The sequence below is a fragment of the Stenotrophomonas sp. 10L48 genome, assembly GCF_056395105.1.
On the sequence record NZ_JBFTIX010000004.1, the window covers coordinates 164210 to 176595 of the forward strand.

12 protein-coding genes and 1 tRNA gene are annotated in these 12386 nt (G+C 64.9%); 6 read left to right on the top strand and 7 right to left on the bottom strand.

Annotation, left to right across the window (positions count from 1 at the left end):
• Window positions 1-22: 22 nt before the first annotated feature.
• From AC1DCU_RS08120 to AC1DCU_RS08140, 5 genes are all read right to left on the bottom strand, one after another.
• Entirely contained in the window at window positions 23-484 is a 462-nt protein-coding gene (locus tag AC1DCU_RS08120; RefSeq protein ID WP_032976497.1) for a GNAT family N-acetyltransferase, read from the bottom strand.
• A gap of 62 nt (window positions 485-546) precedes the next feature.
• Window positions 547-2169 carry an FMN-binding glutamate synthase family protein gene (locus tag AC1DCU_RS08125; RefSeq protein WP_442252281.1) on the bottom strand — a complete coding sequence of 541 codons (1623 nt, stop codon included), beginning with the start codon at window positions 2167-2169 and terminating at the stop codon, window positions 547-549.
• 44 nt (window positions 2170-2213) lie between these two features.
• Window positions 2214-3500: a nucleotide sugar dehydrogenase gene (locus AC1DCU_RS08130; RefSeq protein ID WP_032976496.1), complete on the bottom strand. Its 1287-nt coding sequence runs from the start codon at window positions 3498-3500 to the stop codon at window positions 2214-2216.
• A gap of 111 nt (window positions 3501-3611) precedes the next feature.
• Window positions 3612-4064 (bottom strand): BLUF domain-containing protein, encoded by a 453-nt coding sequence (locus AC1DCU_RS08135; protein ID WP_234003447.1) that lies wholly within the window; start codon window positions 4062-4064, stop codon window positions 3612-3614.
• A 58-nt stretch (window positions 4065-4122) separates the two neighbouring features.
• Entirely contained in the window at window positions 4123-5106 is a 984-nt protein-coding gene (locus AC1DCU_RS08140; RefSeq protein ID WP_051585028.1) for a TraB/GumN family protein, read from the bottom strand.
• 154 nt (window positions 5107-5260) lie between these two features.
• Between AC1DCU_RS08140 and AC1DCU_RS08145 the strand changes: the two genes are divergently transcribed.
• The 4 genes from AC1DCU_RS08145 (at window position 5261) to AC1DCU_RS08160 (ending at window position 8970) form a co-directional block, all read left to right on the top strand.
• Window positions 5261-5347 (top strand) — tRNA-Leu (locus tag AC1DCU_RS08145).
• 739 nt (window positions 5348-6086) lie between these two features.
• Window positions 6087-6725 carry a hypothetical protein gene (locus AC1DCU_RS08150; protein WP_081794570.1) on the top strand — a complete coding sequence of 213 codons (639 nt, stop codon included), beginning with the start codon at window positions 6087-6089 and terminating at the stop codon, window positions 6723-6725.
• The gene (locus AC1DCU_RS08155) at window positions 6722-8197 is read left to right on the top strand and encodes an XVIPCD domain-containing protein (RefSeq protein WP_032976494.1); all 1476 of its coding nucleotides are present in this window, start codon (window positions 6722-6724) and stop codon (window positions 8195-8197) included. Before AC1DCU_RS08150 ends, AC1DCU_RS08155 begins: the two co-directional genes overlap by 4 nt.
• Window positions 8198-8490: 293 nt before the next feature.
• Window positions 8491-8970, top strand: coding sequence for a hypothetical protein (locus AC1DCU_RS08160; RefSeq protein WP_051585027.1), 480 nt, complete (start codon window positions 8491-8493; stop codon window positions 8968-8970).
• Window positions 8971-8979: 9 nt separating this feature from the next.
• Here AC1DCU_RS08160 and hemN read toward each other — a convergent pair whose 3' ends face one another.
• Window positions 8980-10389 (bottom strand): oxygen-independent coproporphyrinogen III oxidase, encoded by a 1410-nt coding sequence (hemN, locus tag AC1DCU_RS08165; protein ID WP_442251055.1) that lies wholly within the window; start codon window positions 10387-10389, stop codon window positions 8980-8982.
• A 44-nt stretch (window positions 10390-10433) separates the two neighbouring features.
• Window positions 10434-10874 (bottom strand): group III truncated hemoglobin, encoded by a 441-nt coding sequence (locus tag AC1DCU_RS08170; RefSeq protein WP_442251054.1) that lies wholly within the window; start codon window positions 10872-10874, stop codon window positions 10434-10436.
• A gap of 180 nt (window positions 10875-11054) precedes the next feature.
• Here AC1DCU_RS08170 and AC1DCU_RS08175 point away from each other — a divergent pair, with 180 nt between their 5' ends.
• Both AC1DCU_RS08175 and AC1DCU_RS08180 read left to right on the top strand, forming a co-directional pair.
• On the top strand, window positions 11055-11339 hold the full coding sequence (locus tag AC1DCU_RS08175) for a hypothetical protein (RefSeq protein WP_032976492.1): 285 nt from the start codon (window positions 11055-11057) through the stop codon (window positions 11337-11339).
• A complete protein-coding gene (locus AC1DCU_RS08180; protein WP_032976491.1) occupies window positions 11336-12385 on the top strand; it encodes a 4Fe-4S dicluster domain-containing protein in 1050 nt (349 codons plus the stop codon). The genes AC1DCU_RS08175 and AC1DCU_RS08180 overlap by 4 nt, the downstream gene beginning before the upstream one ends.
• The last annotated feature ends 1 nt before the right edge of the window (window position 12386 follow it).

Below are 12386 nucleotides of genomic sequence, written 5' to 3' on the forward strand. Positions count from 1 at the left end.
ACGCGCGATAGCGCCGGAAATTTCACCCCGGCCGGCGCATCTTCACCGACGCCAATGACACGCCACTGGGATGCGGATACAGCTCCTCGCGCTCGGCGACGAAGCCCTGCCGCTGGTAGAACGGCACGGCGTTGAGCGAGGCCGACAGCACAACCTCCCGCGTCGGGTCGGCCAGGGCCAGCAACCGCTGCATCAGCGCCTGGCCGACACCCTGCCCGCCCCGATCCGGATCAACGAACAGCGCATCGATCTCGTTGCCCTCGGTATCGAACACACCGAACCCCAGCACATTGCCCCGGTCATCCTCGGCTACGACGCAGCCGCCCTGCCCCAGCAGCCGCGAATACTGCACCGGCGGCGGCGATGCCGACCAGGGTGCAATCACCTCCGGCGGATAGTGGCTGCTGCACAGCTCACGTACGCAGCGCGTTCGCAGGGCCCACAGCGTGCCCACATCATCGTCGGTACCCGTCCTGAACTGCATGCAGCCTCCTTGCATGGATGGTTTTCGTGCAGTCGAGCATGGGCTCGGTCCTGCAACGCGGGTCATCGCGACTTGCTGGCACGCAGCGCCTGGATCTTCGGTGGCGGCTGGAACGAATCGCTGCGTGCGTCCGCCCAGAACGAATGGAACACCGCGTGGTCGGGCACCTTGTGCAGCAGCTCGCCCGGTTCCAGGTAACGATACAACGAGGCCAGCGAACGGATCTCAACCGGCGACACCCGGCGAAGGATGTGTTCCGGGCCTAGCTCGGCCGGATCGTTCAAGCCCGCCGCGCACAGCAACTCCTTCAGCGCGTGCAGGGTGTGCTCGTGGAAGCTGTACACGCGCGTGGCCTTGTCCGGTGCATCCAGATGCTTCCAGCGTGCCGGATCCTGGGTCGCGATGCCGGTCGGGCACTTGTCGGTATGGCAGCTGAGCGACTGGATGCAGCCCAGCGCGAACATGAAACCGCGCCCGGCATTGCACCAGTCGGCGCCCATCGCAATGGTGCGGGCGATATCGAACGCGCTGGTGATCTTGCCGGCAGCGCCGATACGGATGTGCTCGCGCAGGTCCAGGCCGACCAGGGTGTTGTGCACCAGCAGCAACGCTTCGTGCATCGGCACCCCCACGTGATCGACGAATTCGGCCGGTGCCGCGCCGGTACCGCCTTCGGCGCCATCGACGACGATGAAATCAGGCAGCAGACCGGTCTCGTGCATTGCCTTGGCAATGCCGAACCATTCCCATGGGTGGCCGATGGCCAGCTTGAAACCAACCGGCTTGCCACCGGACAGTTCACGCAGGCGGGCCACGAACTGCAGCAGTTCAACCGGCGTGGAGAACGCCGAATGGCGCGATGGCGACACGCAGTCCACGCCCATCGGCACGCCACGCGTCACCGAGATCTCGGCGGTCACCTTCGGCGCCGGCAGCACCCCGCCATGGCCGGGCTTGGCACCCTGCGACAGCTTGATCTCGATCATCTTCACCTGATCGTGGTTGGCATTGGCAACGAAGCGTTCCTCGCTGAAGCCGCCCTTCTCGTCACGGCACCCGAAGTAGCCCGAGCCGATCTCCCAGACCAGGTCACCGCCCATCTCCCGGTGATACGGCGAAATCGAGCCTTCGCCGGTATCGTGGTAGAAACCCCCCAGGCGTGCGCCTTCGTTCAATGCGCGGATCGCATTGGCCGACAGCGAACCGAAACTCATCGCCGAGATGTTGAACACGCTCGCCGAATAGGGCTTGGCACAGTTCGGACCGATCAGCACGCGGAAATCATGCTTGGCGATGGTGGTCGGCGCCAGCGAATGGTTGATCCATTCGTAGTCCACCGCATATGTGCTGCGCAGGGTACCGAAGGGCACCGTGTCCATCTGGTTCTTGGCGCGCTGGTAGATCAGCGCACGCTGCTGCCGCGAGAACGGGACATCCTCCAGATCGCTCTGCACGAAGTACTGGCGGATCTCCGGGCCGATCGATTCCAGGCCATAACGGAAGTGCGCTATCACCGGATAGTTGCGGCGCAGGGTGCTGCGCTTCTGCAGCAGGTCCCAGGTCCCCAGCGCCACCATCGCAGCTGTAATGCCGACGCCCCAGTACCAGGCCGGCCAGATCGTGGCCAGCCACAGGCAGATCGGAAACATCAGGATGGCGAGCAGGTAGACGATATACCGGTGCATGGCGTTCCTCGGTTGCAACTGCCCCGAGTCTACCGCGCAAGCACCTACAGGCGATCGTCGACCACGCTGCGCGGCCAGGCGGACTTCACGTCATAGACCAGCCCACCGGGCGCCAACAGGCTGCGGATATGGGCATCGTCCATCGCCTTGAAGCTCTCATGCGCCACCGCCAGCACCACCGCGTCGTAGCTGCCGGGCACCGGCTCGGCCAGCCAGTTCACGCCCTCGTCCGCCATGGCAGCTGGCCCCACCCACGGATCGCTGACGTCCACCTGCGCGCCGCTGCCGGCCAGCCGCTGGGCCAGTTCCAGCGCGCGGCTGTTGCGCAGGTCCGGGCAGTCCTCCTTGAAGGTCACGCCCAGCACCAGGATGCGCGAGTGCGCTGGCATGCGGCCACGCTCGGCGAGCATCGCCAGCACGCGTTTGGCCACATGTTCGCCCACCCGGTTGTTGACCTGCCGGGCGGTGTGGATGAGGTCGGGGTGGTAGCCCATGCTTTCGGACTTGTGCAGCAGGTAGTACGGGTCCACGCCGATGCAGTGGCCTCCCACCAGCCCCGGCCGGAACGGCAGGAAGTTCCATTTGCTGCCTGCGGCGTCGAGCACATCCTGGGTGTCGATGCCGAGGCGATCGAAGATCAGGGCCAACTCGTTGACCAGCGCGATGTTGACGTCACGCTGGATGTTCTCCACCACCTTGGCCGCTTCGGCGACCCGCATCGACGGCACCGGGAACGTACCGGCGGTGATGATCCGCTGGTACAGGCCATCGACCACCGCAGCCACGTCCGGCGTTGAACCGGAGGTGATCTTGCGGATGTCGGCCAGGCGCCGCTGGCGGTCACCCGGGCTGACCCGCTCGGGACTGTAGCCGCAGTAGAAATCCTCGTTGAAGCGCAGCCCCGAGCCCTGTTCCAGCAGCGGCACGCAGACTTCTTCGGTGGTACCCGGGTAGACGGTGGATTCGTAGATCACCAGATCACCGACGCGCAGATGGCTGGCGATCAGTCGCGTCGCCGAGCGCAAAGGCTCCAGATCAGGCTGCTCGTAGGCATCGATCGGCGTGGGCACGGTGACGATGTAGACGTTGCAGGCGTCGAGCTGCGCCGGATCGCTGCTGTAACGCAGCAGCGACGCGCTGGCCAGTTCGTCCGGCTCCATTTCCAGCGTGTGGTCCTGCCCGCCGGCCAGTTCGGCGATGCGCGCAGCATCGATGTCGTACCCCAAGGTGGGCAGCTGGCGGCCGAACGCCACTGCCAACGGCAGCCCGACATATCCCAGGCCGATGATGGCCGGGGACGGGCTCTGTGCTGCGCCGATCGGCGCACTCATGCGCGGCGTCCAACAGGCGGCGATGGTGTCCACTGGGTCATGCGGGGATCCGGGAGCAGGCAAACGTGCCGACAAGGTTAACCGCGGCAGCGGCGCCAGACCACGCCCGGATCAGGATCCGAGGCTGACGGCAGCCGGCTCGAGTTCGCCGTGCCGCCCCGTCCAGGCCCGCAACAACAGGCAGAAGCCATGATCCGGGGGCTCCTGCCCCAGACTGAAACCATGCCACGGGGCCGCCACGATGCTGCCCAGCGTCGCCGCATCCACGTGCCGGTTGGCCATCGTCCAGCGCGGGAACCAGCGGCTCGGGATCGGGCCTGCGGCAAGCTGGATGATGCTGCCGTGGCGACGCGCGTTGCCGATCCGCGCGTGCACCGAAGCCAGCCCATCCCGTGGGCCTTCGATGTACTGCAGGAAACGGCTGCCATCGAACATCAACGCCCCGGTCACCCCGGCCATGCGGTTGAACGCGGTCGCATCGGCCAGCAATGCATCGAGCTCGGGCACGTCCAGTCCCTCCCTGGCCGTGCTGACATAAGCGTACGCATGCAACGGCATGTCCATCACTCCCCTCCTGAGTGCAGAGGAATATGACAGGAAGCACGAGGACTTCAAGCGTTGGCTATTCCGGCGGCGACTCGACCTGATAACCGCGTTGCACCAGCGCATCCAGATAGCCCTCGCCCAGCAGCAGGCTGACCGGCACCGTCGCGAAGGTGCCTGGATGACGGCTCAGCGCCGCATCCACGCCCTGCAGCCAGCGCGTGCGTACCTGCTGCGGCATATCGCTCCAGCCGCGCCGGCGCACGAAGGCCGAATCCTGCAGCAGTTCGCGGCAGGTCTGGGCCATCGCCGAACCCGACAGCCGGCGCAGTGCCGCGACATCCCCCAGCGCCCAGGCGTTGGCGCGCTCGCGCAGCACCGGTGCCTGGAATTCCACCGTGTCGAGCGTGCGTTCGAAACACGCGCGGTCATCGACTTCGGTGGCCTGCAGCTCCTTCAACGTGCCACGGATGTCGTCGACCTTCAGCTTGACCTGCACGTCTTCCGGCTTCAGATCGTGCGCCTTGTACGCGCGCCCGAGTGCTTCCTTGACCTGCTTGCCATCACGCAGGCCGTTGCGCTTGAGGAAGGCCTGGTACAAGCGGCCGGAGGCCACCAGCGGACGGTCCTTTTCCACGCCACGGTCATTGCCTAGGTAGGTCTGTTTCAGGCCGAGCCAGCGCGCGTGCGTTGCCGGCGGCAGGATCTGGTCAAGCGTGCGCCCCTGCGGATCGCGCGCGGTCTTCAACGCCAGTGGCAGCAGGGTCAGACCCTTGAACACACCGATCTTCGCATCGAGGGCGAAACCCGGATCGCCCAGCACATGGTCGACGCTGGCAATGGTCCGCTCCACTTCGTCGGAGCGCCATTGCACACCGCTCGGCAACGGCGAGACCGTGCCCAGGATCCACAACACATGCCCCTGTGGAGCGGTGACCTTCCAGAGGCCGGGGCCGGGTTGTTCGCCGGTCACCTGCACCGTCGCCATGTCCACCACCGCCCCGGTGGGCGCAGGCCCCTGCTGCGCGGCGGCCGGGCCGATCGCCAGCATCAGCCCCAGCACGGCACTGCATCCGATCCATCGCCTGCCACGTGCACGCATATCGCCATTCCCGGGAACGTTGGCGGACTGTACCCAGCGCCGCGTCCGGTTGCGTAAAAGCCGTGTTAGCCGGCGGCAGCGGCGGCGATTCCGTTACAATCGGCGCGCGCTGCAGGCCCGGATGGCGAAACTGGTAGACGCATCGGACTTAAAATCCGCCGACCGCAAGGTCATGCCGGTTCGATTCCGGCTCCGGGCACCAACGGTTTCGGGCGATTTCTTGCAGCTCCCAGCGCTCCGCAATTTTCGACTTGCTCCGCAAAAGCGAGCTGGCCGTGCTCACACGCCCCGGCGCAGTTCCCTCAGACCTGTCCTCACCCGTGTCTTCATCGGGTCCTTCGCCCTTGGCTTCATCACCGCCGGCGAACGGATTGGCGCCAGCGCTTCCTTTACTCGTTCCAGGTCCCTCGCCCCCCTCGATCAAGCAGCGTGCCTGCTGCAGCTGTTTGTGTAGGCGGCAGGGCGGGCAGCGGCGGTAGAGGCTCGCTCGGAGTGTCGTCCACCATCCGAGCCACAGCTGCTCGCAGCCGCATCCGGGGGTCCAGCCTGCCCGCGCACCAGCGCTCGGCATGGCGTTTACCCTGGAAGATGCAGGCCGCCCGCTCATTCCTCGTCTCCCACATCTTTATGGAACACGGCAGAAACGAGCCGTATAGTCTGTTGATGAAGAGCAATGGAGCGATGATGAACGCTATCTCGCATGGCCCCGTATCGCTGGGGCGCAAGAATGGAGGCTATGGGAACGAGCCGACGGCGGCGACGAGACTGTCGTATTTGCCCCGAAATGCTCATCGCGCAGGCTTTCACAGTCATAGCTCTTGTCCAGCTGAACACCGATCAGGGCAATCCTGTCGGCAGCTTCACGCACCGAGAACCATGCTCCGCAGGAAAGCTGTACAAGCATGCCCCCATGGTTCGTCAATCCGCGACATGGACGGCTCATGCTGAAATCTCTCGCAAGCCTTTCCCATGCGGCATTGATCGCTTTGATCAGCTTGGTCCTTTCAGGCTGCCACAAGGAACGCTCGTATCCTGTTTACCGCGAAAATCCGGTACCTGCGGATGCGCTGCCCATCATCATCCGGGTCCATGACGCGCCACTGGAGATACCAACTCCCAAGGTATCCGTCACCTACCAGATAGATCCACTTTGCCTCCCCCCGATCAACAATTACGAGGGTGTGCAATACGAACCGAACCAGCACACGATTGATCCCCCAGTACGGCGTATAAGTGCTACAGAATTCAGCAGCACCGTGTTCAAGGACGGAATGGAAGTTGCTGACTATTACGGTAATGGCCCGTGCACATGGACACCTGCTCTCGTAGAAGCTTCGTTCGCCTTCATCATCGATGATCGGCCAATCCGTGCATCAGTCTCAGCTCTATTCAGTGAGATTGAAGGCGGGAAAACCTTCACCGCCTATATAAAGCGCGCATTGCCCGCCATGACCACGGGGCAAACGCCAAGCCGGACTCCAACCGAACCTTCGAGTTGGTACGAAAAGATGCCACAAGACAAGCGCAAGGAATACTTCCCAATCGAAGTATCCACACGGGTTGAAGGAACAACGCCATGAACGCTAGGGAAAACGCCACGCTTTCGAACCATGTCTATAAGGACCCCCTCCCGCCCCCCGATTCCGACATCGCCATTGATGGAACGAAATACACGGTTTTGGCCCGTCGCGACTCCGGGAACGGATATCAAGGTGTTGTCTACCTCAACATAGAAACAAAAGAAGTCATCGCTGCCCATCGTGGAACCGAGTTTGATCGCCAGGCAGTACTTGATGGCGGCATCGACGCTGCGATGGTCACCGCCAGAATCAATTCACAGCTTGGCGATGCTCTTGCGCTCACCAAGCAGGCAACCAAACTGGCTGAGGGAAATGGGTATGGGCCAGTGCACGTCACCGGCCATTCACTGGGCGGCGCGCTCGCACAGATCACCGCGCACCACTACAACCTCCCCGGCGACGCGTTCAATCCGTACGGCGCTGCCGGGTTGGCCTATCGCCTTCCGGAAGGCCAGCCAGCCAATGCGGCGCCGTTCACCAACCATGTCATGGCAGGCGACTTGGTCAGTGCGGGCGGCCCGCATTACGGCAAGGTTGAGATGTACGCGCTCCCCAAGGAACTGGAGGTTCTGCGCACCGCCGAGCAGGGCCAACGCATCGCGTCCCTCGGAGCACCTGGGCTGAAAAGCGGCCACCTCATGTCCGCCGCTGTGGCGGTCCAGTTGGGGGATTCCCATCGAATGGTTCATTTCCTTGATCGGATGACCGACAAGGGGCCGGTGCAGTCTGTACTGGACGACCCCAGAGCCCGGGTCACAGACCCTGAAGACCTGCGCCGGATTGCCGACTACCGCAGTGATATTCATCAGCTGCGTATGGGAGCGACCGTGCTTGTCGGCGGCGGCCCCGGACTCATGCGCGACGGGGTCAATTACCTGCGCGGCACCGAGGAAGCCGGTGCATACGCTCGCCAAGAAGCTGAAGCGGAGCAGCGCGCCCACAATGCGCTCAAGCCCGGCGGGCAGCTGGTCCCGGATGCAACCGACAAGGGCTCGCCCTCTCTGAGCAATCCAGGCTTCTCTCCCAAGAGCCCGTTGCAAGAAAGCATCGAATCAACCTTGGACAAGGCAGGCCTGGATCCCAGGAAGGAAGGCCACTTGGAACATGCGCTCTACCGGCAGATTCGCGATGGCGTATCCGCCTTGGACGCCAAGCACGGGCGCGGCTTCGATGAAATCAGCGAGCGAATGACGGCCAGCTTGCTGGCAACAGCTAAGAGCAGCGGTTTGGAGCGCGTCGATCACGTCGTGCTGGGCACTCCGCCGAGCAATGTTTCGGGCCCGCGCATGTTCGTCGTGCAGGGCGAGCTCGACAATCCGGCACACCTGCGGGCGTCGGTTGCGATCAGCGAGGCCGTCAACACACCCGTGGAGCAGTCGCTCGCCAAGGTCGAGCAGATTTCACAGGCACAGCAGGTCGCCCAGCAGGACCACGCCCAGGAGCAGACGCGAGCCGCGATGCGCATGAGCTAGCCCAGCGCCTGCCCGGATCGTGGGCATAGAGCGCGGCGACCTCCTGCAGCGAAACGGTGGCACCCGTCATGCGGACCAGCTTCTGGTAGGCGGCTTCCATTCAGGCGGAATAGYACACCCAATCAAGCATTGACGCTCCCACAAAGGGTCCGCACCGCTGGTTGCGCACAGCAGCCCGCCGGAGGGAATGCGGCCACTCAGCTGCCGTTTCCGCGATCAGGACGCCTTCAGGCCGGCATGGCAGAATCGAACGCCCCGCCCCGGCCGCCGAACCGCGCACAAGGAGATCAGCCATGAAGTGGATAAGGATCGCGTCATCGCTGGCGCTGGTCGCGATGCTCGCCCAGGCCACCGCACCGGCATCGGCGCAGAGTCGTTCGGACAGTCATCGCAACCTCGACGGAAGCCTGGATATCCGCAACAGTGACGGATCGTCCAGCCGCATCAAGCGCGACTTGTCCGGCCGGGTGACCGCCGAGCACAGCAACGGCAGCCGTTCGACCACCACCACCGACCTGAGTGGCCGCAAGCGCACCTCCCACAGCGATGGCAGCTACTCCAACAGCAGCACTGACCTGAGCGGCAACATCCGCACCCAGTACAGTGACGGCAGCTACTCGGTCAGCAAGCGTGACCTGAGCGGCAGGTGGCGCACCGAGTACAGCGACGGCTCCTACTCCACCAGCGTGCGCGATCTGAGCGGCAACTGGAGCACCACCTCCAGTGGTGGCATGGCCGCTCGCCCCCCCGAACGGGGCGTCGGAAAGCGCTGAGACCTGCGCTCAGATCGCCCGCGAATAACGCGGCTGCTCCTGCGCAGCGCGCAGATAGGGATCGAAGCACATCGCCAGCAGGCGCAGCAGCGGCCTCCCCGGCTCGCTGGTGCGCACGATGCCATCGCGGTACTCGGCCAGGCCATCCTGCTGCAGGCGCTGCACGGCCTGCAGGTCTTCGGCGAAGTAGGTCTCGAAATCAATGCCGTGGCGCTGGGCCAGTGACATTCCATCCACCTCACCCTGGCACATCAACTGCTGGATCAGCTCGGCGCGCAGCTGGTCGTCGGCACTGAGTGCGACGCCGCGCCAGACCGGCAGCTGTCCTTGGTCCACCGCGCTCTCCCACGACGGCAGGTCACGCGGATTCTGGCTGTAGGTGGCACCGATGTGACTGATCGCACTTACGCCAAGGCCGAGCAGATCGGTGTCGGCGTGGGTGGTGTAGCCCATGAAGTTGCGATGCAGCTGGCCGGCGCGCTGGGCACGCGACAGGTCTTCTTCCGGCAAAGCAAAGTGATCCATGCCGATGTACTGGTAGCCGGCTGCGGACAGGCGCTCCACCGCCAGGCCCAGCAGCGCCAGCTTGTCTTCCGGCGAGGGCATGCGGCTTTCGTCGATCTGTCGCTGCGCGCGGAACAGGTGAGGCAGATGCGCATAGCCATACACCGCCAGTCGATCCGGACGCAGCGCCAGCACCAGTTCCAGGGTACGGCCGAAGCCCTCAAGGCTCTGCCCTGGCAGGCCGTAGATCAGATCGACGTTGACCGAACGCATGCCGCTGTCGCGGCAGGCACGCAGGATATCCAGCGTCTGCCGTACGCCCTGCACCCGGTTGATCGATTCCTGCACCTGCGGGTCGAAATCCTGCACGCCCAGGCTGGCGCGGTTGAAGCCCAGCCGGGCCAGCATCGCCACATCGCTGGTGTCGATGAAACGCGGGTCCAGTTCGATGGAAAAATCACGCTGCGACGAACCGCTGAAATCGAAGCGGCGGCGCAGGCCCTCGACCAGTGCGGTCATCGCATCGGCATCGAGGAAATTCGGCGTACCACCGCCGAGGTGCAGCTGGATCACTTCACGACCATCGGCGAACTGCGGTGCCAGCAGGTCCGCCTCGGCCAGCACGCGTGACACGTAGCTGTGGCCACGCCCGCGGTCGCGGGTGATCACCCGGTTGCAGCCACAGTAGAAGCAGGGGCTGGAGCAGAATGGCACGTGGACGTACAACGACAACGCGCGCGCCAACGGGTTGCTGTCGGCGATCGCCTGGCGCAGCGCGGGTGCATCGAAGCCGTCATGGAAGTGCGGCGCGGTGGGATAGGAGGTGTAGCGCGGGCCGGGACGGTCATGCCGTCGCAGCATATCGGGATCGAAGGTCCAGGCCAGGCCACCGGCAGCGGGAGAGAACGTGTCCATGGCGCCAGCATCGCCCCAAGCCTGGCGGTACGCCTTGACCCAGATCAATCCTTGGTGGGCACGCCCAGCACCGGCAGCATGACCTGCGGCCAGCGCAGCATCTGGTAGCGGCGCCAGAAGGTGTCGGCGATGCGGGCGGCCACATCGTCGGCAAGCGCTTGCATGGGCGGGTTGTTGCATTCGGCCGTGGTGATGTGGAACAGCACCAGCCAGCGGTCGAACAGATCCTTTTCCAGATCGATCGCCATGTGCTTGGACATCGGCGAGCCCTTGAACCTGCGGGTCCCGCGCAGCATCGCCGACCAGAAATCGACGAGCTGGGCCAGGTGTTCCGGCCAGTCGCGCACATGCCCTTCGAATACCGGCCCCAGACGCTCCTCTTCACGCACGCGCGCATAGAAATCATGGACCAACCGGGTCACTTCCTCCTCGCTGCACAACTCTGGCGAAGCAATGGGAAGGTCAGTCGTGGGCGTTGCGTTCATCAGGGTACCAAGTGCGGATCGGCAGTGTGCCGCATGCCGCCACCACCGCTGTTGATCCAGATCAATGTCAGCGCACTGCGGCGCACCTAGGCTGGCACGCTTGCAGGAAGCATGCCCTGCGGATGCTGCGCCAACCACGGCGAAGTATACGCGCCGCCCTCTTCTTCAACCCGAACCCGCATGAACACACCGACTTCCAGCCGCCAGCGGCGTATCCAGCATTGGGGTGCAGTCCTGTGGCCCAGCTTCATCGCCGCCGGCCTGGCCTGCGTGGTGTTCTTCGCCTTCGTCGATCCACTGCGGCTGCAGGCGATCAGCTTCCCGGGTACGGCCATCAGCCGTGAGCTGGGCTACACCGCAGGTTTCTTCATGTTCTGGGCGGTCACCGCACTTTCCAGCGCGGTGACCGGCTACCTGCTGCGGCCGATGCCGAACGAAGAGGATGAGGAGCTGCCACTGGGATGAGCATCACCGCATCCTCGCCCCTGCGCGCATGGCGTTGGCGCCGCACCTTGGGCCTTGCATTGCTGGTCCTGTTCCATGCGCTGCCGTGGCTGCAGTGGGATGGACGCCAGGCCCTGCTGCTGGACCTCAACGCGCGCCGCTTCGACCTGTTCGCCTGGACCCTGTGGCCGGATGACATCGGTGTGTTGCTGGGGCTGCTGGCGGTGATGGCGGTGGGTCTGGCCCTGCTCACCCACTTGGCTGGTCGCGTGTGGTGCGGACATGCCTGCCCGCAGACGCTATGGACACGAGCGTTCGACGGAATCGCGCAGGCATTGGCCCGCGTGCTGCCGGCGAAGCTGGCGCGGCCGGCCACCCAGCTGGCCTGGTTGCTGCTGTCGCTGTGGACCGGGATCACGTTCGTCGGGCTGTTCAGCCCGATCCGCGAACTGGTCACCGGCGCGTTCGATGGCGCATGGAGTGGCTGGGAGACCTTCTGGGTGCTGTTCTATGCCGGCGCCACGTGGGGCAATGCCGGGTTCCTGCGCGAGCAGGTGTGCCGATCACTTTGTCCGTTCGCGCGCATGCAGCCGTTGCTGACCGACCCGCACACCCCGCGCATGTTGTATGACCCACGCCGCGGCGAGCCGCGCGGCGCCCGCCCGCCGGCATTGGGCGGCGTGCTCGGCCGCGGTCGCGGCCTGCTCGATCCGACCACCGCGCAGGACTATGTCTTCCGTGCCGCGCATCCGCTGCTGGCCGGACCGATGCCCACCTTCAGCGCGGATCGGCTGGGCGACTGCCTCGATTGCATGGCCTGCGTGCGCGCGTGCCCGATGCAGCTGGACATCCGCCATGGCCCACAGGCCGACTGCCTGGCCTGCGGTGCCTGCCTGGAAGCGTGCACGCAGCAGCAGCATCAGGCCGGTTTCGGCCCCAGCCTGGTGCGCTACTGCAGCCCGCAGGTGATGGCAGGCCAGCCGCGCCGGTGGTGGCGCCCCCGCACCACGGCCCTGGCTTCGTTGCTGCTGGCGCTGCTGGTGTGCGGCGCTTGGCGCCTGCTCTGAA

What these genes read in the sequence shown, in the direction of transcription:
- AC1DCU_RS08120 (WP_032976497.1), bottom strand. Translation starts at nt 484, where the DNA reads ATGCAGTTCAGGACGGGTACCGACGATGATGTGGGCACGCTGTGGGCC.
- AC1DCU_RS08125 (WP_442252281.1), bottom strand. Translation starts at nt 2,169, where the DNA reads ATGCACCGGTATATCGTCTACCTGCTCGCCATCCTGATGTTTCCGATC.
- AC1DCU_RS08130 (WP_032976496.1), bottom strand. Translation starts at nt 3,500, where the DNA reads ATGAGTGCGCCGATCGGCGCAGCACAGAGCCCGTCCCCGGCCATCATC.
- AC1DCU_RS08135 (WP_234003447.1), bottom strand. Translation starts at nt 4,064, where the DNA reads ATGGACATGCCGTTGCATGCGTACGCTTATGTCAGCACGGCCAGGGAG.
- AC1DCU_RS08150 (WP_081794570.1), top strand. Translation starts at nt 6,087, where the DNA reads ATGCTGAAATCTCTCGCAAGCCTTTCCCATGCGGCATTGATCGCTTTG.
- AC1DCU_RS08155 (WP_032976494.1), top strand. Translation starts at nt 6,722, where the DNA reads ATGAACGCTAGGGAAAACGCCACGCTTTCGAACCATGTCTATAAGGAC.
- AC1DCU_RS08160 (WP_051585027.1), top strand. Translation starts at nt 8,491, where the DNA reads ATGAAGTGGATAAGGATCGCGTCATCGCTGGCGCTGGTCGCGATGCTC.
- hemN (WP_442251055.1), bottom strand. Translation starts at nt 10,389, where the DNA reads ATGGACACGTTCTCTCCCGCTGCCGGTGGCCTGGCCTGGACCTTCGAT.
- AC1DCU_RS08170 (WP_442251054.1), bottom strand. Translation starts at nt 10,874, where the DNA reads ATGAACGCAACGCCCACGACTGACCTTCCCATTGCTTCGCCAGAGTTG.
- AC1DCU_RS08175 (WP_032976492.1), top strand. Translation starts at nt 11,055, where the DNA reads ATGAACACACCGACTTCCAGCCGCCAGCGGCGTATCCAGCATTGGGGT.
- AC1DCU_RS08180 (WP_032976491.1), top strand. Translation starts at nt 11,336, where the DNA reads ATGAGCATCACCGCATCCTCGCCCCTGCGCGCATGGCGTTGGCGCCGC.